Here is a 25,341-nt window from a genome sequence, read left to right as displayed (position 1 = left end):
CACTTTGTAGGTATGAGCTTCCAGAACCTCCCACCCACGTGGACCAACCAGCCCTTGTCCGATCCCGCTCGCGCCGCCGATGTCGTCGACCTGATGGTCACCCTCGGCGACCGGCGTCGCGGCACCTTCACCGTTCTCCTCTGCGACCCCGACAACCACTACCGAGCAGCCCTGACCCTCGACCTCCCCGAAGACTTCGCAGTTCCGATCGAGCACGTCGCCTCGCACCACCACCGCGCCGGGAGTCCCGACGCCCCACATCACGAGCGCGCCGGGACTGCCGATGCGTCGCACCACCACCGCGCCGGGACTGCCGGCGTCTGCTCATCCGCGCTGGACCCGATCCTGCCCGCGGTCCGAACGGCGCCAGGCACCGGTCTCATCCTGGCTCTGGGCCGCCCAGGACCGCCGTTCCAGCCGGAGGTGGACACCGAGTGGGCCGAAGCCGCCACCCGCATCTGCCAAGCCGCCGACGTCCGCCTCCTCGGCTTCTACGTCGCCTCGGCCGACCACGTCTACCAACCCCAACTCCAAACCCAAGCCGCAGCCTGACCACCCAGCACCCATCCGCAGCCAAACAACCCCACCGCACGACGGGTCAGCGGACGCCTCGGGGGCGGAACTGGATGCTGATGCGAGGTCCGACCCGCCCGGACGCCTTGGGGATCGCGTGTTCCCAGGTGCGCTGACACGAACCACCCATCACGATGAGGTCCCCATGCCCGAGCGGATAACGCACCGTCGAACCCACCGGCCCACTCGCCCCACCCGGCCGCGGTCGCAACGCGAGCACACGCGGCTCCCCGACCGACAGAATCGCGATCATCGTGTCCTCGTGATTCCCGCGCCCGATCCGATCCCCGTGCCAGGCGACGCTGTCCCGCCCATCCCGGTAGAAACACAACCCCGCCGTCCGGAACGGCTCACCCAACTCGTCCGCATAGTGCCCACTGAGCAGATCCCGAGCCTCATCCAGGATCGGCACCGGAAGCTCCTCGTTCTCCCCGTAAAAGCACAACAGCCGCGGTACGTCGACCACCCGGTCGTACATCTGCCGCCGCTCGGCCTGCCACGGCACATCCCGTGCCAACCGCTCGTACACCTGATCGGCCCCGGTCAACCAAGCTGGCAACACATCGATCCACGCCCCGAGCCCCAGCTCCGTCCGCCCGACCCCCGCCAGCGAACCCAGCGCAGGATCCTCGAACGCATCCAGCAACGACCCTTGAAGCCCAGCAGCCATGAACCCCACCATACCCGAGATTCGAACATATGTTCCCCTGGATCTCGTGACCGTTGGCCTGGTGGATGTGATGTCTCAGGACATCGGTGACGGTTCCGCATCAGGACATCGGTGACAGTTTCGGGGGTCTTGGTGGTGACACTTCGGTGAGTCGGCGGGGTCGGTGATTGCCGGGGCCGGTCGCTGCGCCTGTGCCGAAGAACGAGTCGCCACCGTCGCCACTTCCGCCAGCCAGTTGCCTCTACGTCTCGGTAAGTGTGGGCCAGGCGGGCCCCTCGACAGTCCCAGCCAGCCAAACGCGGAAAGGCGCGCAGCCACCTCTTCTCTGCCAGAATCCAATCTGCGACGACGTAGATGCGCGAATCCTGGGTTGGGAACTGATGCCGGACGAACCCGATGCCGAGATCCGACGCCGGGTCGAACAGGCACTGGGCCGGCCGACCACGACGTGGGCAGTTCCCGATACCGGTTGGTCGGGGGCGATCCGGTACTCAGTCGGATTGGCCGACGGCACGCGCGTCTTCGTCAAAGCCGCCACCGACGACGATACCGAGCGCTGGCTCCGCACCGAACACCTTTCCCTGCAGCACGTTCCCGAGCGGTTCGCGCCAACGATCATCGCGTGGCTCGACGAGCCCGGCCGCCCGATTCTCGTCACTGAAGATCTCAGCCGGGCTCACTGGCCGGCCAGCCATCAGGGTGTGAATTGGCGCCCCGGCGATATCGATCTCCTACTCACCGCTGTCGCCAATCTTTCACAGATCGAGGCACCGAACGTTTTCTCACCCACACCGCGAACGCGCGCTCGCTGGCCCGGCCTACTGTGCGGCCCGGACCGAACGGCCTTCCTCGAATTGCAGCTGTGCTCGGAGAAGTGGCTCGACAACGCCGCACCGCAGCTCATCGCCGCCGAATCCCGCTGCGACGAGGACGGAATGAGCCTGGTGCACGGGGATCTTCGCAGCGACAACATCTGCATCGACGGCGACCGGGTGGTTTTCGTCGACTGGAGCCATACCTCACGCGGCAGCGCCGACTACGATCTGGCCGGGTTGCTCCCGACCCTGCACCTGGAAGGCGGCGCCCTTCCCTACGACGTCATGCCCGACGGCGCACCCTGGGCCGCCGCCGGTGCCGCCACGCTCGCCTATCGCGTTCACCACGATTCCCTGCCGGACTGGGTGGTCCCGGTGATGATCCGGCTGATCGCGATCGACCTGTCGTGGGCAGCGTCATCGCTGGGGCTTCCGTCGCCCGACGGCACCGCCCCGCGCTAGCCGAACAATTCTGGATCATCCCGGTCCGCGTTCTGGCCACCGATCGCGAAGAATCGGCGAGCCGGACGCACCCGGGCCGGTGCAGAACCTGGCCGACCTCGAAGGCGAGATCCTCATCGAGCACACCAGACCCGCGCTCCGGAGTGACCTACGTCGGTAACGGCCGCCCTCGCGGCCCACGCCAAGACCCCTGAACCGTCACCGATGTCCTGAGACATCACAGGTTGGCCTGGTGGATGCAGCACATGGTCCGACCGCATCCGGCCGAGGACCTGCACCGGCAGATCTCCCGGCAGGTACGCGATGCGGGAGCGTCGTAGCCCCGCGCGCGATGCCGGCGGGGATGTCGGCGATGCTGTGGGCGTGGAGTACGTGTCCAGAGTGCCGCGACCGCCGCTGGACGGGCTGATCGACGACCTCTACTACCTGGAGGGTGCGCCGCCGTACGCCCGGCTGACGCTGCCGGCAAGTCCGGCGGCGCTGCTCATCGTCAACCTCGCTGCGCCGTTCCGCATCCGCGCCGGCACCGACGTCGAGATGGCCGAGTACGGCGACGGCTGCGTGGTCACCATGCCGACCCGCGCGTGGGAGTTCGGCTACCCACCCAAGTCCCGGTCCGTCGGCGTGCACTTCAAGCCGTGGGGGCCGGCGCCGTTCCTGCCGATGCCCGCGTCCGAGCTGGTTGACCGGCCGGTGACGGTAGAGCAGGTTTGGGGTCGGCCCGCCATTGCTGAGCTGCGAGACCGGCTGGCCACGGCGGACGGACCGCACGAGATGCTGACGCTGCTCGAGGAGGAGCTGATGCGACGGCTGTGCGAGACCGCCGGCCTGGGGCTGGTCCGCCATATGAGCAGTGTCACCGCGGCGACCAGCGGGGCGGTGGCGATCGGCGACCTGAGCGTGGCAGCCGGTGTCAGCAGTACTTATCTGGCACACCGCTTCAAGGAGCTCATCGGCGTCACGCCGAAGCGGCTGGCCCGCGCCTACCGCTTCGCCGCCACCGTGTTGGCGATCAACCCCGCCGTACCGATCGACTGGGGCGACCTCGCCGGTGGCGCAGGCTACTTCGACCAGGCCCACTTCGGCCACGAGTTCCGGGCGTTCACCGGGCTCACGCCGACCCGGTACGTCGAAGTCCGGCGGCAGTTCCTGCGCGAACATCCCGGCCACGCGCTGGACGGCTGGCCGCTGCCGGCGGATTGATTTCTTACAAGATCGACAGCTCAGGGCACGCCAGAATGGGCACACCCCAAGCAAAGGAGAGCCCCGTGAGCAAGGTGGTCATGTACGGCTCGGTGTCGGTGGACGGCTTCATCGCGGACGAGAATGACCAGCCCGGACCGCTGTTCGACTGGTTGACGAGCGGCGACGTCCCGTTGGACGAGAGCGGCTACGTGAAGGTGTCGCAGACGTCGTACGACTACACCCGGCCGTACTGGGACCAGATCGGGGCGACAATCGCCGGCCGCCACGTCTTCGACCTGACAGACGGCTGGGACGGGAAGCCTCCGAGCGGGATCGACCACGTGGTCGTCGTGACACACCGGCCGGAGCCCGAGGGCTGGGATCCCGAGGCGCCGTTTCACTTCGTCGACGGCGTCGAGGCAGCCGTGGCCAAGGCGCAGGAGCTTGCCGGTGACCGCATGGTCGAGGTCGCCGCCGGCGACGTCGGCGGCCAGGTGCTTGCCGCGGGCCTGATCGACGAGGTGCGCATGGACGTCGTACCCGTCGTGTTCGGGTCCGGCAAGCGCTACTTCGGGTCGGTCCACGCGCAGCACCTCTTGGAGGATCCTGACGTGGTAATCCAGGGCAACCGGGTGCTTCACCTGCGCTATCAGGTGCGCCGCTGACCGATCTGAGCGGCCCTCGACAAGACCCTTGATTGGCCTGGTGGATGGACAAGACTTTGGGCGACCGCGCAGGGTTGTGACACCGGCTGGTGGAGGATTGATGGCTCGACTGATGATCCGCAACGTCTCGGTGCTGGTGGTGCCTGAGGCGGGGGAGTGCCGGATCGACGAGTTTCAGGATCTGCATGTTCACGACGACCGGATCACTGCTGTCGCCCCGACCGGAGCCGACCTCCAGGTTGGGCTGGAGGAGGAGGCAGGTGCGCTGGGGGAGGTGGAGGTGATCGACGGGACTGGGTTGCTCGCTGTGCCAGGCTTGGTGAACTCGCATACGCACAGTCCGATGGTGATGATGCGGGGCGCGGCCGAGGACGTGTCGATCGATGACTGGTTCAACCAACGGATCTGGCCGATGGAGGTCAATCTGACCCCGGATCGGGTGCGCGTCGGAGCACGGCTGGCGTGCGCGGAGATGCTGCTGGCCGGCGTGACCACGTTCGTGGACCACTACTTCTACGCCGACCAGATCGCGCGGGCCGCGCTCGAGTCCGGCATCCGCGCCGACCTTGCCCCGACGTACTTCTCCTCGACAGGCCCAGAAGCCATCGACGCAGCCATCGCGACCACCCGCGACCTCAGCACCCTCAACCCGCGCATCACCGCCAGCCTCGGCCCACACGCGACGTACACGGTGACGGACGAGGACCTTCGTCGTACGGCGGACATCGCGCGAGCCGAGGGGCTCCGGATCCATCTGCACGCGGCCGAGACCGAGGAGCAGACCGCTTCGTCGGTGGACCGACTCGGTGTCACCCCTATGGAGGTCCTCGACCGGACCGGCGTGCTGGACGCCGGTGCTCTGATCGCGCACGGCTGCGGCATCCGGGAGTCCGACCTGGCGATCCTCGAGCGCCATGCCGATCGCATCGCGGTCGCCAGTTGCCCGAAGGTCTATCTGAAGCTCGCGATGGGTTCGGTGACACCGATCCGAAGCCTGCAGTCGATCGGTGTGCCGGTCGGCGTCGGCACCGATGGAGCAGCGGTCCACAACACGCTCGACGTCTGGGAGTCGATGCGCATGGTCGCCCTCACCCAGAAGCAACGCGAACAGGACGCCGAGTGGATGACCATCTCCGACACCCTCCGCCTCGCCACCCGGGGTGGCGCGAAGGCGGCCGGTCTCCCCGACACGATCGGCGCCCTCGAACCGGGCCGCCAGGCCGACATCGCCCTGGTCGACCTCTCCGGGCCGCATTGCCAACCGCTCCACGACGCCCGGGCGGCTCTCGTGTACTCCGTTCGCCCGTCCGACGTCGTCACCGTCCTCGTCGCCGGCCAGGTCGTCGTACGCGATCGCCAACTCACCACCATCGACCTCGACGAGGTCCTCGCCGAAGCTCGCGACCTGGCCCACACCCTCGTGGACCTCTCGAAGGGCGGCGCCGTCCAGCACTACACCCCCTGACGAACAGCAACGCCCCGGCCGACTCGACCGGGGCGTGCTGAGGGTGGTGCGTCAGCGGATGGTGAGGAACTTGTTGGGCGTGTACACCGCGGCGTGGTCCGCGTCGCCCGGGAACCAGACCCGGTAGGCGATCGTCCCTCGAGCGGCCGGCTTGATGCCGAACGCGTACCGCCCGTTCGAGGCGAGCTTCACCGAGGCGATCGACTTCCGGACCCGGTTGCCGTACTGCTGCAGCGCGCTGGACGTCAGGTTGTTGCCTGCCGCGCACTCTAAGCTTTGGGGCACGACTTCGAGGAGGCGTGATGGCGGCATCGGGCTCCGATCTGTCCGGCTGGCGGCGAGGACCGTTCACCGGCGCCGGACTGACCTACGACTGTTTCGAGAACGGGTCCGGTCCTGGAGTCGTGCTGATCCCCGAGGTGCCGGGACTCACACCCGAGGTCCAGTCCTTCGGCGAGCATCTGGTCGGCGCGGGGTTCACCGTCGTCATTCCGTCGCCGTTCGGTACGCCGGGACGCGACCCGAGCATGGGCTACGTGCTGCGGACAGTCGCCCGCCTGTGCGTGTCCAAGGAGTTCCGGGCCTTCGCGACGGACGCGGAACGGCCGATCACGAAGTACCTGCGGGCCGTTGCCGCCGACCTGGCCACCCGGACGCCGGGCCGTGGGGTCGGGGTGATCGGGATGTGCTTCACCGGCGGGTTCGCCCTGGCCGCAGCCGTCGAGGAGTCGGTGACCGCGCCGGTTCTCAGTCAGCCGGCGGTGCCGTTCCCGGTGACGCGCGCGATGCGGCAGGACCCGGGTCTGTCCCGGCGGGAGTTCGAGATCGTCAAGGAACGGACGCGGAACGACGGACTCTGCGTGCTGGGTCTGCGGTTCAGCAAGGACCGGGCGGCGCCGCCGGAGCGCTTCGCCACACTTCGCGCGGAGCTCGGTGACGCGTTCGAGGTGATCGAGCTCGACTCCGGCCCGGGCAATCCGGACGGCTTCACGACCTCGGCCCACGCGGTCGTCACCCACGAGGTGCGGGAGAACCCGCCGAACTCGGCGTACCGGGCGCGTGCTCGGACGGTCGAGTTCCTCCGCGAACACCTTGTGGAGAAACGCGAAACTCAACCGCACGATTGAACTCTGCGGTAACCAGCCGACCGTCACAGCGTGCCGAGTAGCTATGACCGTCGGTGCCGAAATGTTAAAGCGGTGTCGAGGAATACGCAGCGTGTGAGTATCCGGACTCCGGGTGGGGAACCATACCGAAAGCTGGGGTGGATCGTTGCGTTCTGCAATTGAGGGGGAGCAGTGGGTGACGCTCGGTGATTTCCTCTGGTATCAAGCGCCGAGGACATGGCACGATCGGCCCCCGGAGCACATCAGGGGGCAGGCATGGCGATGGCCAGGCACTTGAAGAGTGAGGCTGTATGAACGGGCGGACAGCACAGGACAGCCGGCTCCCGGTCAACGGGACCGCGGCGGCCGACGGGGCCAACGGTCACGGCCCGCAGCCGCAAGCTCCACTCGGCCACGTTCCGGCGGACCAAGGGGCCGACGAGCACAGAGCTCCCGCGGAGCATCGCGACCACAAGAAGCGGGGCCGCGGCAAGGCCGCGCAGAACGCTCCTGCACGCGACACCGGTGCTCGACCAGCCAACCCCGCGAGCGGGCCCGAGGCTGGTCCTCAGGCCGGCCCCCAGAATGGCCCGGAGAACGGCCCGGAGAACGGTCCCGAGCAGGTGCATTGGTCCCAGCGGCCGAGCACGCGGGTGAACGGTACGCCGCTGGGCGAGTTCAACACTCCGGTCCGCGTCGACGAGATCGCGGTCGCAGCGATGGCCCTGTCCGAGAACCTGCAGGCCGCCACCCGTGGCATGCCCGAGTCCGTCGAGTTGCGCCGGTTCCGGCGTGAGCTCGACCAGGCCGCGAGCACGTTCCGCACGATCGCCGGCGAGCTCGAGGCGACCGCCGGCAGCCTCGTCCGCCTGGCCGCGAGCGAAGCCCAGGCCTGCGGCGTCGGCTGGGGCGTCTGCCCCGAGCACGGTCTGACGCTGATGAACGTCGGCGACACCGTCACCTGCCACATCCTCGGCTGCCACCGGCAGAACGAGGGCGCCGTCGAGCGCTGCCAGCACCCGGTGGCCTACCGCGTCGTGGACGCGGCCGGCCCGTCACTGCTGACCTGCGCCGGACACGCCATCGCCTGCCGCCTCTACCTCGACAACCCTGTCATCACCGCCGCTGCAGACAGCATGGAGCTCTTCTAGGCCGGCCACGGCTGCGTGGGCCGGGTTGCCGTCACGGGCGCCTGGCCCTTGAACATCCGGCCGCCGTCGTTGGTCAACCGCAGGTAGTAGTCCGACGTACACGCCGTACCCGTCCTCGTCGAGGGCGCGGATCCCGGAGCCGGCCGGAACCCAGGCACCGCCCTCTGCGGTCTTCGCGATCTGGTTGCCCTCGTTGTACTCGTCGAACATCGAGATGTAGACACCCTGCACCCCGACGCGGGTGAGGTTGTAGAACTGGCGCCACATCAGGTCGCCGTGCCGCCGGTGGCCGGACTGCAGGTCACAACATGTTGAACGCGTGGTGCACGTCGAGATAGCCGGGCCGCGAGTCTTCGTTCCCGGGCAGCCAGTGCGTCGGTACGCCGCCGATCACGTAGCACCCCTGGCCCTTCAACCAGTTGACGACATCGAGGCAGACCGACGCCGGCCATGCCTTGTTCGCTTCGTCGAAGCCGAAGCCCCAGATGCATACGACCGGCTTGCCGTTCTGCCGCGCGTACGCCGGTGACGAGGTGTACGCACTCATCTTCGCCGTCCAGTCCGCCTTCATCTCCGACTGCATGTTGGTCCAGCCGGTGGCGTCGTACATGATGTAGAACTTCCTGCCGTACTGCTCCGCGGCCTGCCGGACCTTGACGGCCATCGCGTCGCGGGTCGGCCCTTCGCCACCGGTCGGGTTGAACCGCTGGAGGGCGGCCGTGTCGCAGCCGTTCTGCTGCATCCACTGGAAGTGTGTGACGGCGGCTGGCCCCAGTTGTTGCTCCAGTGCCACCACCCGTTGATCGGTGCACCGTCGCCACCGCAGGCGAACCAGCCCTGGTAGCCGACGGTCACCTTGCCGACGACGTCACCGGGTGGATTGGCGGCGGATGCGACCTGGGGGACTGCCCCGGCCAGAGCGGTGGCGGCAGTCGAGGCAAGGAAAGTACGGCGGGAGAGCTTCATGGGGCGGACTCCTGTCGGGGGCGGAGGAAATCTCGAACAGACTCTTGCAAGAAAGCGATCGCGACAAGGCCTTGACGGCTCCACCGCTGATACTTAGTTTGTTGGCTCAACAGACAAAGTCTGAGGGAGGGGTGGCCTGATGACGCTGACCGACGGCCGCCGTCCGGGAGACCGAGCCGTTGCCGCGGACCACGTGTCGCTGCGCCGCAACAACCTCTCCGTGGTCCTGCGCCACGTCCGCGAGTCCGGGCCGAAGTCACGAGCCCGGATCGCCGCCGACACCGGCCTGAACAAGGCCACAGTCAGCAGCCTGGTCGCCGAGCTGGTCGAGCGCGGCCTGCTTCGCGAAGGCCCGGCCGACTCGACCCGCGCCCTCGGCCGGCCCGGCCAACTGGTCGAGCTGGACGGCAGCGGCGTGTGTGGCATCGGTGCCGAGATCAACGTCGACTACATCGCCGTCTCCGCCCTCGACCTGGCCGGCGACACCGTCATCGAACGCCGCGACCCGCTCGACGTTGCCCACCTCGACCCCAGTACGACGCTCGACCGGGTGGCCGACCTCGTCCGCGAGGCGGTGACTGCCGTGCAGGCGCGCGCCGGACGGTTGGCCGGCGTGACCGTCGCCGTGCCCGGTCTCGTCCAGCGCGACACCGGCGCCCTCAAGCTCGCGCCGAACCTCGGCTGGGGCGAGGTCCAGGTGATCCAGGAGATGCGGTCGCGGCTCGGCGGACCGTCGTACCCGCTGCACGTCGACAACGAGGCCAACCTCGCGGCCCTGGCGGCGTACTCGGAGCTGCGCAAGAACACGCCGGTGCAGGATCTCGTGCTGCTGACCGGTGCGGTCGGTGTCGGCGGCGGGATGGTGTCGAACGGACACCTGCTCCGCGGCGGACGCGGCTACAGCGGCGAGGTCGGCCACATGCCCGTCGCGCCTCCCGGCCGGATCTGCGGCTGCGGGCGGACCGGCTGCTGGGAGACGGTCGTCGGCCTGAGCGCACTGTTGCACAAGGCAACGGACAGGGACGACCCGGTCCGGGACCCGTCCCTGGACGTGGAGCAACGGCTGGCCGGGATCACCCGGCGGGCCGAAGCGGGGGACGCGCGCACGCTGAGCGCGCTGAAGGACGTCGGTACCTGGCTGGGGATTGGGGGAGCGATCCTGGTGAACATCCTGAACCCGGACGTGCTCGTGCTCGGCGGCTACTTCGCCGTCCTCGGGCCGTGGTTGAAGGAACCGCTGGAGAAGGCGATCCGCGACCGCGTGATCGCGCCGGACGGCGGCGGCTGCCAGGTGGTCCGCTCGGACCTCGGGTTCGCCGCGGCGGTCCGCGGCGGCGCGCAGATCTCGCTGGAGCAGGTCCTGGTCGATCCGACCGTGATCGGCCGCGTGGGCTCGGGGGTGGCCCGATGAACGATCTGCTCATGATGACCGGGATCGTCAAGGAGTTCCCGGGCGTACGAGCGCTCGGCGGCGTCGACCTGGACGTCCGGGCCGGCGAGGTGCACTGCCTGCTCGGCCAGAACGGCGCCGGCAAGTCCACGCTGATCCGGGTACTGACCGGCGCTCACCAGCCCGATGCCGGCGCGATCCGGATCAACGGCGAACAGGTCCAGCTGAACAGCCCGACCGCCGCGATCCAGCGCGGTATCGCCGCCATCTACCAGGAGCTCGACCTGGTCCCCGAACTGTCCGTGGCCGAGAACATCTTCCTCGGCCACGAGCCGGCCCGCTTCGGCTTCAGCCGCCGGCACGAGGCGACGGCCAGGGCCCGAGAGATCCTGCAGGGCCTGGGGCACGGCGAGATCCCGGCGCATCGGTCCGTCGGTTCGCTGCCCGCCGCCGGCCAGCAGGTGGTCAGCATGGCCCGCGCACTGTCGCGGGACGCACAGCTGATCGTGATGGACGAGCCGTCCGCGGTGCTCGATCCCGAAGAGGTCGCCAACCTGTTCCGCGTCATCCGCGGCCTGACCGCGCGCGGCGTGGCGGTCGTCTACATCTCACATCGACTCGAGGAGATCCGCCAGATCGGCGACCGGGTCACCGTGCTCAAGGACGGCGCGACCGTCGCCACCGGCCTCGACGCCCGCGCGACCCCGACCAAGGAACTCATCCGGCTGATGACCGGCCGCTCGATCGAGTACGCCTTCCCGCCCCGCCGGGAGATCCTCAGCACGGCGCCCGTCGTCCTGGAGGTGGAGGACCTGACCCGGCCGGGCGAGTTCGCCGGCATCGGGTTCACCGTGCGGGCCGGCGAGATCGTCGGGCTGGCCGGGCTGGTCGGCTCGGGGCGGTCCGAAGTCCTCGAGACCGTGTACGGCGCCCGCCGGGCCACGACCGGGTCGGTCCGGGTCAACGGCGTGACACTGCGGCCCGGCCGGGTGCAGGCCGCGGTGAAGGCCGGCGTCGGGCTGGCGCCGGAGGAACGCAAGAGTCAGGCGCTGCTCCTGGACGAGGCCGTGTTCAAGAACATCACGGTGTCCAGCATGGGGCGGTTCGCCAGCGGGGGGTTCCTGAACGGCCGCGCCGAGCGGGAGGCAGCCACCGGGCTCGCCAGAGCACTGGATGTCCGCCCGGCCGGGGTGGAGTATCCCGTGCGCAACCTGTCCGGCGGGAACCAGCAGAAGGTCGTGCTGGCCCGCTGGCTGCTGCGGGAGTGCCGCGTGCTGCTGCTCGACGAGCCGACGCGAGGCGTCGACGTCGGCGCGCGGTCGGAGATCTACGCGTTGATCCGCAATCTGTCCGCCAACGGGGTCGCGATCGTGCTGGTCTCCAGTGAGGTCGAGGAAGTGCTCGGTCTGGCCGACCGGGTCGTCGTACTGCGGGAGGGGCGTGCCGTCCACATCGGGCCCGCGCAAGATATCGACGAGCATCAGGTCCTGGACCTGGTGATGGAAGGAAGTGCGGTGTGAGTGACGAGATCGCACCTCAAGACACAACTGCATCGACCCAGGCAACCGTCACCCAACCGGCCGCCCCGCGGTCCGGCGGCCTGCTGAACAGTGGCCTGGGGCGCAACCTCGGTCTGGTGGTGGCGCTGGTTCTGCTCTGCATCGTGGGAGTGATCACCGCGGGGGACACGTTCGCCACTGGCGCCAACGTGCTGACGATCCTGCGGCTCGCCGCCGTGATCGGCGTGGTCAGCATCGGCATGACGTTCGTCATCACCGGCGGCGGGATCGACCTGTCCGTCGGCGCGATGGTCGCGCTGGCGTCGGTCTGGGCCACGACGGTGGCCACCCAGCAACTGGGGTCCGACCTGCACTGGATCTTCATGGTCACCACCGCGCTGGTCGTCGGTGCCGCCTGTGGTCTGGTGAACGGCCTGCTCATTGCCTACGGCAAGATCGTGCCGTTCATCGCAACGCTGGCCATGCTGGCAGCCGCCCGTGGTCTGGCCGAGATCATCTCCGACCGGAAGACCCAGATCATCACGGTGAACTCGTTCGTCGACTTCTTCGGCGGATCGCTGATCGGCGTACCGGTGCTGGTGTGGATCTTCCTGCTGGTCGCCGCGGCCGGCTGGGTGCTGCTGAACCGGACCACGTTCGGCCGCCGCACCTTCGCCGTCGGCGGCAACTCCGAAGCCGCCCGGCTGGCCGGCATCAGGGTGCAGCGCCATACCGTCGCCCTCTATGTCCTGGCCGGGCTGTGCTGCGGGATCGCCGCGGTGATGCTGATGGCCCGGACGACGACCGGCAGCGCGACCCACGGCCAGTTGTACGAGCTGGACGCGATCGCGGCCGTGGTGATCGGCGGCACGCTGCTGTCCGGCGGCCGCGGCACGATCGTGGGCACCGTCTTCGGTGTCCTGATCTTCACGACTCTGAACAACGTCTTCACGCTGAACAACCTGAGCATCTCCGCCCAGTCGGTCGCCAAGGGGGCGATCATCGTGATCGCCGTCCTCCTCCAGCAGCGACTCGCCGTCCGGGCAACCAGCCAATGAATCGCCACAAGGAGGGGACAACGATGTCCGCACGAACACTCGCAAGCGTTGCCATCGCCGGTCTGGGTGTGCTCGCCCTGGCCGCCTGTACGAGCAACACCCCGAAGGCCGAGGAGAGCGACAGCGCCCCGGCACCGGCAGTCGCGGCCGGGAAGAACGACGAGCCCGGCCAGAAGGTGCGGATCGGGTTCTCCGCGCCGGCCGCCGACCACGGCTGGATGGGGGCCATCACCAAGGCGACCCAGGCGGAGGCGAAGAAGTTCTCCGACGTCGAGCTGATCGTTGCCGAGGGCACGAACGACGTGAACCTGCAGATCAGCCAGGTCGAGACGTTCATCAACCAGAAGGTGGACGCGATCGTGCTGCTGCCGTTCGACGGCGCGGCGCTGACCCCGGTGGCGACCAAGGCGATGGAGGCCGGCATCACGGTGGTGAACGTGGACCGTGAGTTCGACAGCCCGTTCGCGGCCCGGACCACGATCCTCGGTGACAACCACGGCATGGGTGTCTCGGCCGGCACGTACGTCTGCCAGCAGCTGAAGGGCAAGAAGGACGCCGTGGTCGCGGAGATCGCCGGCATCGACTCGCTGCCGCTGACCCAGGACCGCAGCAAGGGGTTCAAGGAGGCCCTGGCCGACTGCGGCCTGAAGGTGAGCAACCGGGTCGCCGCCGAGTTCACCGTCGAGTCCGGTGAGAAGGCCGCGGCCAACCTGCTGCAGGCGGCGCCGAAGATCGACGCGATCTGGAACCACGACGACGACCAGGGTGTCGGCGTGATGGCCGCGATCAAGAACTCCGGCCGCAAGGAGTTCTTCGTCGTCGGCGGGGCCGGTTCGGCGAACGTGATGCGGGACATCAAGTCCGGCAACTCGTTGCTGAAGGCCACCGTCATCTACCCGTCCACGCAGGGCGCCGACGGCGTCCGGCTGGCCCGGCTGCTGGTGCAGAAGAAGGCCCTCGGCGACCTGGTGGAGGTCGAGGTGCCGCGCACCGTGCAGCTGTACGCGCCGGTCGTCACCAAGGACAACGTGGACCAGTACATGCCTACCGCATTCGAGAGCTGACACGAGGAGAGTCATGACGAACCTGGGCATCGGCCTGATCGGCTACGCGTTCATGGGAGCGGCCCACTCGCAGGCCTGGCGGAGCGCGCCGCGCTTCTTCGACCTGCCGCTGGACCCGGCGATGAACGTGCTCTGTGGCCGCAACCCCGACGCCGTCCAGGCGGCCGCGACCAAGCTCGGCTGGAAGGAGACCGAGACCGATTGGCGCAAGCTGCTCGGCCGCGACGACATCCAGCTGATCGATGTCTGCACGCCGGGGGACAGCCACGCCGAGATCGCGATCGCCGCTCTGGAGGCCGGCAAGCACGTCCTGTGCGAGAAGCCGCTGGCCAACACGGTCGAGGAGGCCGAGGCGATGACGGCCGCGGCGGAAGCGGCCAGGGCCAAGGGGATCAGGTCGATGGTCGGGTTCACCTATCGCCGGGTGCCGGCGATAGGCCTGGCTCGCCAGCTCGTTGCCGAGGGCAAGCTCGGGACGATCCGGCACGTCCGGGCGCAGTACCTGCAGGACTGGATCGCCGATCCGGAGGCGCCGCTGTCGTGGCGGCTGGACAAGGAGAAGGCCGGCTCGGGCGCCCTCGGCGACATCGGCGCGCACATCATCGACCTGACGCAGTACATCACCGGTGACACCATCGCCGAGGTGAGCGGTCAGCTCGAGACGTTCGTGAAGGAGCGTCCGGTCGCGGCCGAGCACTCGGGCCTGGCCGGTACGGCGGGCACCGAGCGCGGACCGGTCACCGTGGACGACGCCGCGGTCTTCCTGGCGCACTTCCGGTCCGGTGCGCTCGGCGTGTTCGAGGCGACCCGGTTCGCGACCGGGCGGAAGAACGCGATCCGGATCGAGATCAACGGCAGTGACGGCAGCCTCGCGTTCGACTTCGAGGACATGAACCTCCTGCACTACTACGACGCGACCGAAGACGCCAGGACCGCGGGCTTCCGCCGGATCCTCGCCACCGAGTCCGCCCACCCGTACGTCGAGGCGTGGTGGCCGCCCGGCCACCTGCTCGGATACGAGCACGGGTTCACCCATCAAGCCGTCGACCTGGTGACCGCGATCGCCGAAGGAGCCGATCCGACGCCGTCGTTCGCCGACGGGCTGCGGGTCCAGCGTGTGCTGGCCGCGGTCGAGGCCAGTTCGACCTCCCGACAATGGCAGGAGATTTCTGAATGAACGGCTATACCCCGACCAAGGACGACAAGTTCTCCTTCGGTCTGTGGACCGTCGGCTGGCGAGGCGTCGACGTGTTCGGTACGGCGGTCCGCCCGGCGATGGACCCGGCCCACGCGGTCGAGAAGCTCGCGGAACTGGGCGCCGCGGCAGTCACGTTCCACGACCAGGACGTCGTACCCGACGACGCCACCCGCGGACAGGACCTCGAGCGTTTCACGAAGGCCCTGGCCGACACCGGCATGGTCGTCGAGATGATGACCACCGACCTGTTCAGCCACCCGGTCTTCAAGGACGGTGGGCTGACCGCCAACGATCGCCAGGTCCGGCGGTACGCCCTGGCGAAGGTGCTCCGCAACGTCGATCTCGCGGCCGAACTGGGGGCGACGACCTATGTGCTCTGGGGTGGTCGCGAGGGTGCGGAGTCCGGCGGGTCCAAGGACGTGCGAGCGGCGCTCGACCGGTACAAGGAGTCGATGGACCTGCTCTGCGCGTACGTGCGCGAGCAGGGCTACAACATCCGGTTCGCGCTCGAGCCGAAGCCGAACGAGCCGCGCGGTGACATCCTGCTGCCGTCGATCGGGCACGCGATCGCGTTCATCAACGATCTGGCGGACCCGGAGCTGGTCGGCATCAACCCCGAGGTCGGCCACGAGCAGATGGCCGGCCTGAACTACGCGCACGGCATCGCGCAGGCGCTGTGGCACGGGAAGCTGTACCACATCGACCTCAACGGGCAGCACGGTCCGCGCTTCGACCAGGACCTGCGGTTCGGTGCCGGGAACCTGCGGGAGGCCTTCTGGACGGTCGACGTACTGCAGGGATCCGGGAACCAGCCGGCCTACGACGGCTACATCCACTTCGACTACAAGCCGCCGCGGACCGAGGACGAGGAAGGCGTCTGGGAGACCGCGCGGGGCTGTATGCGCAACTACCTGATCCTGCGCGACAAGGTTCAGGCGTTCCGCGCCGACCCCGAGGTTGCGGAGGCGCTGGCCGCCGCACGTGTGGCGGAGTTGTCCGAGCCCACCCTGGCCGAGGGTGAGAGCCTGGCCGACCTCCGCAACTCCAAGTACGACCGGGAAGCGCTGGCCGAGCGCGGTCTCGGGTTCGAGAAGCTGGACCAGTTGGCGATGGAGCACCTGCTCGGCGTTCGCTGATCCGGTTGTAACACTCCCGCGCAGGGCAGAGCACGGGATCTGTAGTGATGGAGCGCGCGCCCTTATCCGACCCATGAGGAGCTCCGCATGATCCAGCTACGCAGGCACGGCACCTTGTTGTGTGTTCTCGTGCTCGCCCTGATCGCGGCGATGTTGACGCCGTTACCGGCCCGGGCTCATCCCGGCCACGGTGACGAGACCTTCAACGCCCTGATTTTCAGCAAGACCGCCGGCTTCCGGCACGATTCGATCCCGGCCGGCATCCAGGCCGTCACCGAGCTCGCCGCGGCCAACGACTTCACGGTCACCGCGACCGAGGACGCATCGATGTTCAACGACACCGAACTGGCGAAGTACGAGGTCGTCATCTGGTTGTCGACGACCGGCGACGTCCTGAACGCCGACCAGCAGGCCGCCTTCGAGCGCTACATCCGGGGTGGTGGCGGGTACGCCGGTGTGCACGCGGCGTCCGACACGGAGTACGACTGGCCCTGGTACGGACAGCTCGTCGGCAGCTACTTCGACAGCCATCCGGCCGGTACGCCGGACGCGACGGTCAAGGTGGAGGACCACGCACACCCGTCCACCGCGAACGCGCCGACTGTCTGGCCGCGGACGGATGAGTGGTACAACTACCGCACCAATCCGCGCGGCAGCGTTCACGTGCTCGCATCGCTGGACGAGACGTCGTACACGGGCGGCACCATGGGCCCGGAGCACCCGATCACGTGGTGCCAGGACTACGACGGCGGCCGTGCCTGGTACACCGGTATGGGGCACACGATCGCGTCGTACGCCGAACCTGCCTTCCGGGAACTGCTGCTCGGCGGGATCAAGACCGCGGCCGGTGTCGAGCCGGCGGACTGTGGCGCGTCGCTGAGCGACAGCTACCAGAAGGTCACGCTGGACGACGACACGTCGAACCCGATGGAACTGGCGATCGCCGCCGACGGCCGGGTGTTCTACATCGACCGGAACGGCGCGGTGAAGATCGTCACGACGGACGGGTCCGTGGTGACCGCGGGAACGCTGGATGTCTACACCGGACAGGAGTTCGGCCTGCTCGGGATCGCGTTGGACCCATCGTTCGCGTCCAACGGTTTCGTCTATCTGTACTACTCTCCGGCGGGCGCTGAGCCCTTCGACCGAGTCTCGCGGTTCACGGTGACTGGTGACACCCTCGACCTCGCGAGTGAGAAGCAGGTGCTGCGGATCGACACGCAGCGGGACCAGTGCTGCCACGCCGGCGGTGCGCTGGAGTTCGATGGCGACGGCAACCTTTTCGTTGCCACCGGCGACAACAGCAACCCGTTCGACTCCGACGGCTATGCGCCGATCGACGAGCGACCTGGTCGTGCGGCCTGGGACTCGCAGCGCAGTGCCGCCAACAGCAACGCCCTGAACGGCAAGATCCTCCGCATCCACCCGTCGGCAGATGGTTCGTACACGATCCCGGCCGGCAACATGTTCCCGCCCGGTACCGCGAAGACGCGGCCGGAGATCTACGCGATGGGCTTCCGTAATCCCTTCCGGATCGGGATCGACCCGACCACGAACCACCTGTTCGTCGCGGACTACGGACCGGACGCGGGCGCGGTCTCGCCGACGCGCGGTCCGGACGGGCGGGTCGAGTGGGACATCATCGACAAGCCGGGCTTCTACGGATGGCCGTACTGCGTCGGTGCCAACACGCCGTACAACGACTACGACTTCGCCACTGGTGCGTCTGGCCCGACCTTCAACTGCGGCGCGCCGGTGAACGAGTCGCCGAACAACACCGGTATCACGCAACTCCCGGCCGCCATTCCGGCGACGCTGTGGATGGGCAAGTCGACGAGCGGCGTACCGGAGATCGGTGGCAGCGGTGCACCGATGACGAGTGGCGCGTATCGGTTCGATGCCGCGAGTACGTCGGATCGCAAGTGGCCGGCGTACTTCGACGGCAAGGCCGTGTTCGCCGACTGGAACGACAGCCGGCTGTTCTCGGTCCAGCTGAACGACGGCCGCAGTGGCGTGACCGATGTGTCGCGGATGCTGCAAGGCTTGAACTTCATCCGGCCGCACGCGCTGCAGTTCGGGCCGGACGGTGCGCTGTACGTGATCGAGTGGGGGAGCGGGTTCGGCGGCAACAACGCCGACTCGGGGATCTACCGGATCGACTATGTGCAAGGGAATCGGGCGCCGATCGCGCAGTTCAGCACCGACAAGACGTCCGGGCCGGTGCCATTGACGGTGGCCTTCGACTCGACCGGCTCGCGGGATCCTGACGGGCAGCCGGTGACGCTGGCCTGGGACTTCGACGGGAACGGTACGACGGACAGTACCGAGGCCAAACCGTCGTACACCTACTCGACGGCCGGCGTGTTCACCGCCCGGCTGACCGTGAGCGATCCGGACGGCCGGACAGCGGTCTCGAACCGGACGATCACGGCCGGGAACACCGCGCCGACGATCACCGTGGAGGCGCCTGTCGACGGCGGGTTCTTCGACTTCGGCGACACGATCCGGTACAAGGTGACGGTCACCGACCCCGAGGACGGGGTGGTCGACTGCAACGACGTCATCACGCAGCCGGCGCTCGGGCACGACGAGCATGCCCACGGCTACGAGCAGTACCACGGCTGCGAGGGAACGTTCCCGCTGCCCGGTGACGAGGGGCACGTCGGAGCGAACATCTTCGGCATCGTGACCGTGACGTACACCGACAAGGGTGCGCCGGGGACGGGCAAGATCACCTCGCAGAAGGTGGTCCAGTTGCAGCCGAAGACCCGCGAGGCGGAGTACTTCGACGAGACCGGTGGGCCTGGCGCCGCGCCCGGCGTACAGGTCGAAGACACCGGTGACACGGCCGGTGGTGGGAAGAACATCGGCTTCATCGAGGACGGCGACTGGTGGGGCTGGAAGCCGACCAACCTGAGGGCGATCGGTCAGCTCCAGTTGCGCGCCGCGTCGCCCGAGCTGGGTGCGACTGTCCAGGTCCGGCAGGGTTCACCGACGGACGGTCCGGTGGTGGCCACCATCCAGGTGTCACCGACGGGCGGCTGGCAGACGTACGGCGACTTCACGGGTGCGGTCAGCGGGGCGTCGCTGGAGAGCGGTCCGCTGTACTTCGTGAAGACCACCGGGCAGCTCAATGTCAACTGGGTGCGCTTCATCGGCAAGGGTGTGACGGAGAACGAGCGGCCGGCGGTGACCGTCGACGCTTCGGTCACACAAGGCAAGGCGCCATTGGCGGTCGACTTCACGGCGACGGCGACGGATCCCGAGGGTGATCTGCCGTTGTCGTACGCGTGGAGCTTCGGCGACGGCGCGACGGCCACCGGTGCGTCGGTGAGCCACACCTACACGACAGCCGGGACTCATACCGCCGTGGCGACGGTGACCGACTCGCGTGGCGCGGCCGGTACGGCGAAGGTCGTGATCACGGTGGACTCGCCTTCGCTGCCGACTTGTCTGACCGGACGGTCGGACGGGTTCGACGGCGCCGCCCTGGACACCGGCCGCTGGTCGGAGGTTGTCCGGGGCAACCAGGAGCTGGCTGTTGCTGATGGCAAGCTGTCGGTGCCGTTGACCGCGACCGACATCTACGGGACCGGGAACACAGGCACACCGAACATCGTGCTGCAGCCGTTGCCGGCCGGTCCGTGGCAGGCAACGACCAAGGTGATGTTGCCGGCCCGGCTCGCGTATCAGCAGGCTGGGCTGATCGTGTACGGCGACGACGACAACTACGCCAAGATGGTGATCCAGGGCCGGTCCACGGGCGCACCGTCGGCCGCCGATCGGATCTTCCAGTTCATTCGCGAGGAGGCCGGCGTACCGAACGAGGTCGCCGCGTCGAACACAGCGAACCTGGGAGCGACGTACCCGGACACGGTGTGGGTGCGGTTCACGTCGGACGGCTCTTCGCTGACAGCGGCGTACAGCGCGGACGGAGCGACGTTCGTCCAAATGCCGGAGACGAAGCAGTTGGCCGGGATCTCCAATCCGCGGATCGGGCTGTTCGGGCTGACCAACCGGACCGAGGCGTTGCCGATCACGGCGTCGTTCGACTACTTCACGATCACGCCGGACGACACGGCCGAGCAGCCCGCGCCGGACGACGAGTTCGCAGGTACGACGCTCGACGCGTGCCGCTGGTCGGACGTCGTACGACCGGATCCCGCGGCGTACCGGCTGGCCGATGGTGGGCTCGAGATCGACACCAGCAAGGGCGACATCTACCAGGGGACCGCGACCAATCCGCGCAACCTGATGCTGCAGCCGGCGCCGGACGGGGACTGGACGATCGAGACGAAGGTGGATGGTTCCTCCTTCGACGAAGCGTTCCAGCAGGCCGGGCTGCTGGTGTACGCCGATGACGCGAACTACGTGAAACTCGACCACCTGACGACGAATGCGGCGGGTTCCGCGGTCACCCGAGCGCTGGAACTGCGCAGCGAGGTGGGGGACGTGGTTCAGTCACCGCAACCCAATGCGCCGGCTCCTACGCAGGGTGTCTGGTATCTCCGGCTCTCGAAGTCCGGATCGACGTTCACCGGCTCCTACAGCCCGGACGGCCTGGCGTGGACTGCCCTGCCTCCGGTGACCAACGCGGCGCTCGGATCGGCGTCCTTCGGTGTCTATGCGTTCGGAGTCGACCAGACGGCGTCGAAGACCGCGAAGTTCGAGTACTTCAAGCTGGTCCGGGACACGGTTGCGCCGTCCGTCACGTTGTCGGTGAATCCGTCGACACCGTCGGGTCTGGCGGGTTGGTGGACATCCGCGGTGACTGCCACCGCGATGGCGATCGATGACCAGGGCGGGCAGGTGTATCTGGAGCAGAAGGTCGGAGACGGCGACTGGTCCGAGTACACCGCGCCGGTGTCGTTGACGGCTGATGGGACGCACACTGTGGCGGTCCGTGCCAGTGACACGGCAGGTAACGTGTCGGCGCCCACGTCTGTCACCGTCAAGATCGATCGTACGGCGCCCGCCGCAGTGGTGACCGGGATGTCGTCCGGCGGTTCGCTCGGCGTCGCCTCGACGGTGGCAGTCGCGGCGACGGCGTCGGACGCGTTGTCCGGACCGGCCGGGGTGACACTGGCCGTCGACGGACAGCCGGTGACCACGCTGGACGGCGTCGTTCTCGGGCTTGGGGCGCACACACTGACGGCCACGGCGATGGATGCTGCGGGCAACAAGTCGGTGACCACGGTCCCGTTCACCGTGATCGCGTCGTACCCGGAGGCGGTCAAGCTGGTCGATCGCTTCCGGGCAGCCGGGAAGGTGCCATTGGCAACCGCCACGGTGATGAAGGTCCAGCTGGCGTCGGCGGAGCGCGCCGTACGCCGGAATCAGCCTCTCGTCGCCACCGTCGCCCTCAACCTGTTCCTCTCTCAGGCCCGAACGGTTCGTGACGTGCCCAGCCGCACGCTGCTGACCGCAGTCGGTCAGGACCTGAAGGACAGGCTGACCTGATGACGTCGCCGTGGGAGATCGCACTCGTCCGCCGTGACACCTGCCGCCGCCCCGGCTGGTTCGGCCCCGATCGGGGCGCCCGGCAGCGCGATCTCCCACGGCCGGCGGGGACCCCCGGCGCCGCCCCGCGCTCCAGGCGCCGCCGGGGGACACCCGACCCGCTTCGTGCAGCCCGCCCCGGCTGGACCGACGTACCGGAAGAAGTTGTTCGACCAAGGAGATGACCATGGCTCGACCGATCACCCTGTTCACCGGCCAGTGGGCCGACCTGCCGTTCGAGGAGGTCGCCCGGCTGGCGTCCTCCTGGGGCTACGAAGGGCTGGAGATCGCCTGCTGGGGTGACCACCTCGACGTACGGCGTGCCGCCGAGGACGAGGCGTACGTGCGCGATCGCCGCGACATCCTGGAGAAGCACAACCTGAAGGTGTGGACGATCTCGAACCACCTGCTCGGCCAGGCGGTCTGCGACGACCCGATCGACCAGCGGCACCAGGCCATCCTGCCCGCGCACATCTGGGGCGACGGCGATCCAGAAGGTGTACGCCGGCGCGCCGCCGAGGAGATGAAGACGACCGCCCGCGCCGCCCGGGCTCTCGGTGTCGATGTGGTCGTCGGCTTCACCGGTTCGTCGATCTGGAAGACGATCGCGATGTTCCCGCCGGTGCCCCCGGCCATGATCGAGGCCGGGTACCAGGACTTCGCGGACCGCTGGAACCCGATCCTCGACGTGTTCGACGAGGTCGGCGTCCGGTTCGCGCACGAGGTGCATCCGTCCGAGATCGCGTACGACTACTGGTCGACCACCGCGACGCTGGAGGCGATCGGCCACCGGGAGGCGTTCGGCCTGAACTGGGACCCGTCGCACTTCGTCTGGCAGGACCTCGACCCGGTCGGATTCCTGTGGGACTTCAAGGACCGGATCTACCACGTCGACTGCAAGGACGCGAAGCGTCAGGTCGGCAACGGCCGCAACGGCCGGATGGGTTCGCACCTGGCCTGGGGCGACCCGCGGCGCGGCTGGGACTTCGTCTCGACCGGTCACGGCGACGTCCCGTGGGAGGCGTGCTTCCGGATGCTGAACACGATCGGGTACACCGGCCCGATCTCGGTCGAATGGGAGGACGCGGGTATGGACCGCCTCGTCGGTGCCGCCGAAGCCCTCCAGTTCGTCCGCTCCCTCGCCTTCGACCCACCCACCGCGTCCTTCGACGCGGCCTTCTCCTCGTAGGTCCTGCGTGGGAGGTCCTCCCGGGACCTCCCACGGTGGCTGACGGTCTGGGGCTAGGCTCGGACCCATGACAGCTGGCAGGTACGTCGCGCGCATCGTCGAGGTGCCGGATCACGGCATCAAGCTCGAGCCGGCGGAGGACTCGGTCGCTCCCGATCAGCCGACCGAGGTGAACCTCCTCGGCATGGCGATCGCGCTCGCACTCGGTGCCGCCGGGTACCGGCATCACGCCGAGCAGCGCGACCCGGAGCTCCAGACGCTCGACGCGTTGCTGACCGGCGATGCGGTCATGCCGTGGCAGTCACCGGACGAGTCCTCGTCGCCGTACCTGGTGTGCGAACTGAACGACGGCCTGCCGACCTGCGAGGTTCGCCCGACCGTCGACTGAACGGTGGACGCGATCTGGCCGGATGCACCGGAGCTCGAGCGGCCACGGATCCTGCGGCAGCGGTGGCTGGATCTGACGTTCCTGCACTGGGCGCTGGATCCGGTTGACGTCGCGCACTTCTTCCCGCCGGGTACACGTCCGGACACCTTCGAGGGGCGCACGTACGTCGGGCTGGTGCCGTTCCGGATGACCGGCACCGGGTTCCCGCGCGGTCCCGCCGTACCTGTGCTGGGATCGTTCCTCGAGACCAACATCCGGCTGTACTCCGTCGACGAGTCCGGGCGTCGTGGTGTCGTCTTCCTCAGCCTCGACGCCGACCGCCTCGCCGTGGTCACGGCGGCCCGCACGATCTTCGGTCTGCCGTATCGCTGGGCTCAGATGACCCACACGCGGGTTGCCGACCAACACACGTACACGTCGGTCCTTCGCTGGCCTGGTGTGCAGGCGACATCGACGATCACCGTCGCGATCGGCTCGCCCGTGGCTTCAGACCCGCTGACCGACTTCCTGACCGCTCGGTGGGGTCTCCACACGCACCGAGCGCGGCATACCTGGTACCTCCCCAACCACCACCCTGTCTGGTCCTTCCGCACCGCCACACTCAGGACCTTGGAGATCGACGGACTCTTCCCCTCCGTCGGCCTCGCCGAACCGACCCGCCCACCCGACCACGTCGTCCACAGCCCCGGCGTCCCCGCAACTTTCGCACTCCCGGTCCGCATCTGATGTCAAAGTCGGCCGGTCGGCTCCGACGTAGGGGTGTAGGCGCCGGGAGACGGTGCCCGGAACCGGAGGACGGGACGATGGAACCGCTGAACCTGATGGTGTCGCTGAGTCACAACGCCGCGGACCGACGCGAGCAGAAGACCGATCCGATCACGACGGAGAGTGACGGCCGGGTCGAGCGCAGGAGCAAGCCGCGCCGTCGTCAGAGCGCTCGCGGCTGGTTGCGGCTCGGGTGGCGGGGAGCGACGAGAGTCGCGACACGCTGAATTCACCTGAAATGGGACGCGAGATCACCCAGAAGCGTGCCAGAGTCCTTGCGTGAGTGATGGAGCGAAGACTGATCTGGCAGAGCGCCTGCTGGCGGTGTACGACGCGCAGTTGCGCGGGACGAGCGAGGGCGCTGACGTACCGACGAGCATGGACGGGCCGGTGATCCGGGTCGAGTACCCGATGCGGGGGTTCGTCAGTTACCGCACGCTCGAGGGCCTCGACGATGCCGAGGTCGATGCACTGATCGCACGCCAGCGCGACTACTTCGCCGCGAAGGGCCAGGCGGTCGAGTGGAAGCTCCGCGGCCACGACCTCCCGGTGGACCTGCCGGATCGGCTGCGTGCGGCGGGTTTCGAGCCGGAGGAGCAGGAGACCGTTCTCGTGGCCGAGAGTGCGGACATCGCCGAACGCCTGCGTGGCCGTGCGACCGTCGACGGGGTGACGATCGGCCTGGTGAACGACCGCGCCGACTTCGAGCGCATCGCCGCGATGGAGTCGGTCGTGTGGAACGAGAACTGGTCCTGGCTGGCCGACGACCTGGAACGTCGCCATGCGACCGGCCTGACCGACGTCTATGTCGCCGAGGCCGACGGCGAGGTCGTGTCCGCGGCGTGGGCGGTGTACAAGAAGGGCACTGAGTTCACCGGCCTGTGGGGTGGTTCGACGCTGGCCGACTGGCGCGGGAAGGGCATCTACAAGGCGCTCGTGGCGGTTCGTGCCGCCCGCGCGGTCGAGCTCGGCTATCGGTATCTCCACGTCGACGCCTCGGACGACAGCTCCCCGATCCTCCAGCGTCTCGGCTTCCTCGCCATCACAACGACCACGCCGTACGTCCACACCCCGGCCTAGCCCGGCGCCGACCTCAC

At 68.4% G+C, this 25,341-nt stretch carries 23 protein-coding genes; 19 read left to right on the top strand and 4 right to left on the bottom strand.

The window, feature by feature from the left end; translation table 11 throughout:
- Nucleotides 1–12 precede the first annotated feature (12 nt).
- On the top strand, nt 13–552 hold the full coding sequence (locus AB0I34_RS12170; RefSeq protein ID WP_360443691.1) for a hypothetical protein: 540 nt from the start codon (nt 13–15) through the stop codon (nt 550–552).
- Nucleotides 553–598: 46 nt separating this feature from the next.
- Here the strand turns inward: AB0I34_RS12170 and AB0I34_RS12165 are convergent, their stop codons facing one another.
- Nucleotides 599–1,243 (bottom strand): alpha-ketoglutarate-dependent dioxygenase AlkB, encoded by a 645-nt coding sequence (locus tag AB0I34_RS12165; protein ID WP_360443688.1) that lies wholly within the window; start codon nt 1,241–1,243, stop codon nt 599–601.
- A gap of 380 nt (nt 1,244–1,623) precedes the next feature.
- Here AB0I34_RS12165 and AB0I34_RS12160 point away from each other — a divergent pair, with 380 nt between their 5' ends.
- The 4 genes from AB0I34_RS12160 (at nt 1,624) to AB0I34_RS12145 (ending at nt 5,835) form a co-directional block, all read left to right on the top strand.
- Nucleotides 1,624–2,520, top strand: a complete 897-nt coding sequence (locus AB0I34_RS12160; RefSeq protein WP_360443685.1) for a phosphotransferase — start codon at nt 1,624–1,626, stop codon at nt 2,518–2,520.
- 363 nt (nt 2,521–2,883) lie between these two features.
- Nucleotides 2,884–3,723, top strand: coding sequence for a helix-turn-helix domain-containing protein (locus AB0I34_RS12155; protein ID WP_360443682.1), 840 nt, complete (start codon nt 2,884–2,886; stop codon nt 3,721–3,723).
- A 65-nt stretch (nt 3,724–3,788) separates the two neighbouring features.
- Nucleotides 3,789–4,370, top strand: coding sequence for a dihydrofolate reductase family protein (locus AB0I34_RS12150; protein WP_360443679.1), 582 nt, complete (start codon nt 3,789–3,791; stop codon nt 4,368–4,370).
- A gap of 100 nt (nt 4,371–4,470) precedes the next feature.
- Nucleotides 4,471–5,835: an amidohydrolase gene (locus AB0I34_RS12145; protein ID WP_360443676.1), complete on the top strand. Its 1,365-nt coding sequence runs from the start codon at nt 4,471–4,473 to the stop codon at nt 5,833–5,835.
- Nucleotides 5,836–5,886: 51 nt separating this feature from the next.
- Here the strand turns inward: AB0I34_RS12145 and AB0I34_RS12140 are convergent, their stop codons facing one another.
- Nucleotides 5,887–6,120 carry a hypothetical protein gene (locus AB0I34_RS12140; protein WP_360443673.1) on the bottom strand — a complete coding sequence of 78 codons (234 nt, stop codon included), beginning with the start codon at nt 6,118–6,120 and terminating at the stop codon, nt 5,887–5,889.
- Nucleotides 6,121–6,137: 17 nt separating this feature from the next.
- Here AB0I34_RS12140 and AB0I34_RS12135 point away from each other — a divergent pair, with 17 nt between their 5' ends.
- Complete coding sequence (locus AB0I34_RS12135) at nt 6,138–6,962, top strand: dienelactone hydrolase family protein (RefSeq protein ID WP_360443670.1); 825 nt, start codon at nt 6,138–6,140, stop codon at nt 6,960–6,962.
- 290 nt (nt 6,963–7,252) lie between these two features.
- A complete protein-coding gene (locus AB0I34_RS12130) occupies nt 7,253–8,092 on the top strand; it encodes a hypothetical protein (protein WP_360443667.1) in 840 nt (279 codons plus the stop codon).
- On the opposite strand, the gene AB0I34_RS12125 is transcribed toward AB0I34_RS12130, so the two are convergent.
- Entirely contained in the window at nt 8,089–8,250 is a 162-nt protein-coding gene (locus AB0I34_RS12125) for a hypothetical protein (RefSeq protein ID WP_360443664.1), read from the bottom strand. The genes AB0I34_RS12130 and AB0I34_RS12125 overlap by 4 nt on opposite strands.
- A gap of 143 nt (nt 8,251–8,393) precedes the next feature.
- Entirely contained in the window at nt 8,394–8,834 is a 441-nt protein-coding gene (locus AB0I34_RS12120; protein ID WP_360443661.1) for a hypothetical protein, read from the bottom strand.
- A gap of 363 nt (nt 8,835–9,197) precedes the next feature.
- On the opposite strand from AB0I34_RS12120, the gene AB0I34_RS12115 reads away from it, so the two are divergent.
- From AB0I34_RS12115 to AB0I34_RS12060, 12 genes are all read left to right on the top strand, one after another.
- Complete coding sequence (locus tag AB0I34_RS12115; protein ID WP_360443658.1) at nt 9,198–10,469, top strand: ROK family transcriptional regulator; 1,272 nt, start codon at nt 9,198–9,200, stop codon at nt 10,467–10,469.
- A complete protein-coding gene (locus AB0I34_RS12110; RefSeq protein ID WP_360443655.1) occupies nt 10,466–11,968 on the top strand; it encodes a sugar ABC transporter ATP-binding protein in 1,503 nt (500 codons plus the stop codon). The genes AB0I34_RS12115 and AB0I34_RS12110 overlap by 4 nt, the downstream gene beginning before the upstream one ends.
- Nucleotides 11,965–13,005, top strand: coding sequence for an ABC transporter permease (locus tag AB0I34_RS12105; protein ID WP_360443652.1), 1,041 nt, complete (start codon nt 11,965–11,967; stop codon nt 13,003–13,005). The genes AB0I34_RS12110 and AB0I34_RS12105 overlap by 4 nt, the downstream gene beginning before the upstream one ends.
- A gap of 23 nt (nt 13,006–13,028) precedes the next feature.
- Complete coding sequence (locus AB0I34_RS12100; RefSeq protein ID WP_360443649.1) at nt 13,029–14,069, top strand: substrate-binding domain-containing protein; 1,041 nt, start codon at nt 13,029–13,031, stop codon at nt 14,067–14,069.
- Nucleotides 14,070–14,082: 13 nt separating this feature from the next.
- Nucleotides 14,083–15,246: a Gfo/Idh/MocA family oxidoreductase gene (locus AB0I34_RS12095; RefSeq protein WP_360443646.1), complete on the top strand. Its 1,164-nt coding sequence runs from the start codon at nt 14,083–14,085 to the stop codon at nt 15,244–15,246.
- Nucleotides 15,243–16,403: a xylose isomerase gene (gene xylA, locus AB0I34_RS12090; protein WP_360443643.1), complete on the top strand. Its 1,161-nt coding sequence runs from the start codon at nt 15,243–15,245 to the stop codon at nt 16,401–16,403. The genes AB0I34_RS12095 and xylA overlap by 4 nt, the downstream gene beginning before the upstream one ends.
- Nucleotides 16,404–16,490: 87 nt before the next feature.
- On the top strand, nt 16,491–21,863 hold the full coding sequence (locus tag AB0I34_RS12085) for a ThuA domain-containing protein (protein WP_360443640.1): 5,373 nt from the start codon (nt 16,491–16,493) through the stop codon (nt 21,861–21,863).
- 226 nt (nt 21,864–22,089) lie between these two features.
- Nucleotides 22,090–23,091: a sugar phosphate isomerase/epimerase family protein gene (locus tag AB0I34_RS12080; protein WP_360443637.1), complete on the top strand. Its 1,002-nt coding sequence runs from the start codon at nt 22,090–22,092 to the stop codon at nt 23,089–23,091.
- Nucleotides 23,092–23,158: 67 nt separating this feature from the next.
- A complete protein-coding gene (locus AB0I34_RS12075) occupies nt 23,159–23,479 on the top strand; it encodes a hypothetical protein (RefSeq protein WP_360443634.1) in 321 nt (106 codons plus the stop codon).
- A 3-nt stretch (nt 23,480–23,482) separates the two neighbouring features.
- Entirely contained in the window at nt 23,483–24,205 is a 723-nt protein-coding gene (locus AB0I34_RS12070) for a DUF2071 domain-containing protein (RefSeq protein WP_360443631.1), read from the top strand.
- Between the two features lie 77 nt (nt 24,206–24,282).
- Nucleotides 24,283–24,471 (top strand): hypothetical protein, encoded by a 189-nt coding sequence (locus AB0I34_RS12065; protein WP_360443628.1) that lies wholly within the window; start codon nt 24,283–24,285, stop codon nt 24,469–24,471.
- Between the two features lie 52 nt (nt 24,472–24,523).
- The gene (locus tag AB0I34_RS12060; protein WP_360443625.1) at nt 24,524–25,324 is read left to right on the top strand and encodes a GNAT family N-acetyltransferase; all 801 of its coding nucleotides are present in this window, start codon (nt 24,524–24,526) and stop codon (nt 25,322–25,324) included.
- The last annotated feature ends 17 nt before the right edge of the window (nt 25,325–25,341 follow it).

Origin of the sequence: Kribbella sp. NPDC050281 (assembly GCF_040655855.1) — a bacterium.
In the GTDB taxonomy this organism is placed as follows: Bacteria; Actinomycetota; Actinomycetes; order Propionibacteriales; family Kribbellaceae; genus Kribbella.
This window is presented reverse-complemented; position numbering and strand designations above follow the sequence as displayed.

Coding starts and splice junctions, on each gene's coding strand:
- AB0I34_RS12065 (WP_360443628.1), top strand. CDS start 24,283: ATGGAACCGCTGAACCTGATGGTGTCGCTGAGTCACAACGCCGCGGAC.
- AB0I34_RS12095 (WP_360443646.1), top strand. CDS start 14,083: ATGACGAACCTGGGCATCGGCCTGATCGGCTACGCGTTCATGGGAGCG.
- xylA (WP_360443643.1), top strand. CDS start 15,243: ATGAACGGCTATACCCCGACCAAGGACGACAAGTTCTCCTTCGGTCTG.
- AB0I34_RS12085 (WP_360443640.1), top strand. CDS start 16,491: ATGATCCAGCTACGCAGGCACGGCACCTTGTTGTGTGTTCTCGTGCTC.
- AB0I34_RS12120 (WP_360443661.1), bottom strand. CDS start 8,834: ATGCAGCAGAACGGCTGCGACACGGCCGCCCTCCAGCGGTTCAACCCG.
- AB0I34_RS12100 (WP_360443649.1), top strand. CDS start 13,029: ATGTCCGCACGAACACTCGCAAGCGTTGCCATCGCCGGTCTGGGTGTG.
- AB0I34_RS12080 (WP_360443637.1), top strand. CDS start 22,090: ATGGCTCGACCGATCACCCTGTTCACCGGCCAGTGGGCCGACCTGCCG.
- AB0I34_RS12145 (WP_360443676.1), top strand. CDS start 4,471: ATGGCTCGACTGATGATCCGCAACGTCTCGGTGCTGGTGGTGCCTGAG.
- AB0I34_RS12135 (WP_360443670.1), top strand. CDS start 6,138: ATGGCGGCATCGGGCTCCGATCTGTCCGGCTGGCGGCGAGGACCGTTC.
- AB0I34_RS12165 (WP_360443688.1), bottom strand. CDS start 1,243: ATGGCTGCTGGGCTTCAAGGGTCGTTGCTGGATGCGTTCGAGGATCCT.
- AB0I34_RS12110 (WP_360443655.1), top strand. CDS start 10,466: ATGAACGATCTGCTCATGATGACCGGGATCGTCAAGGAGTTCCCGGGC.
- AB0I34_RS12160 (WP_360443685.1), top strand. CDS start 1,624: ATGCCGGACGAACCCGATGCCGAGATCCGACGCCGGGTCGAACAGGCA.
- AB0I34_RS12115 (WP_360443658.1), top strand. CDS start 9,198: ATGACGCTGACCGACGGCCGCCGTCCGGGAGACCGAGCCGTTGCCGCG.
- AB0I34_RS12170 (WP_360443691.1), top strand. CDS start 13: ATGAGCTTCCAGAACCTCCCACCCACGTGGACCAACCAGCCCTTGTCC.
- AB0I34_RS12075 (WP_360443634.1), top strand. CDS start 23,159: ATGACAGCTGGCAGGTACGTCGCGCGCATCGTCGAGGTGCCGGATCAC.
- AB0I34_RS12130 (WP_360443667.1), top strand. CDS start 7,253: ATGAACGGGCGGACAGCACAGGACAGCCGGCTCCCGGTCAACGGGACC.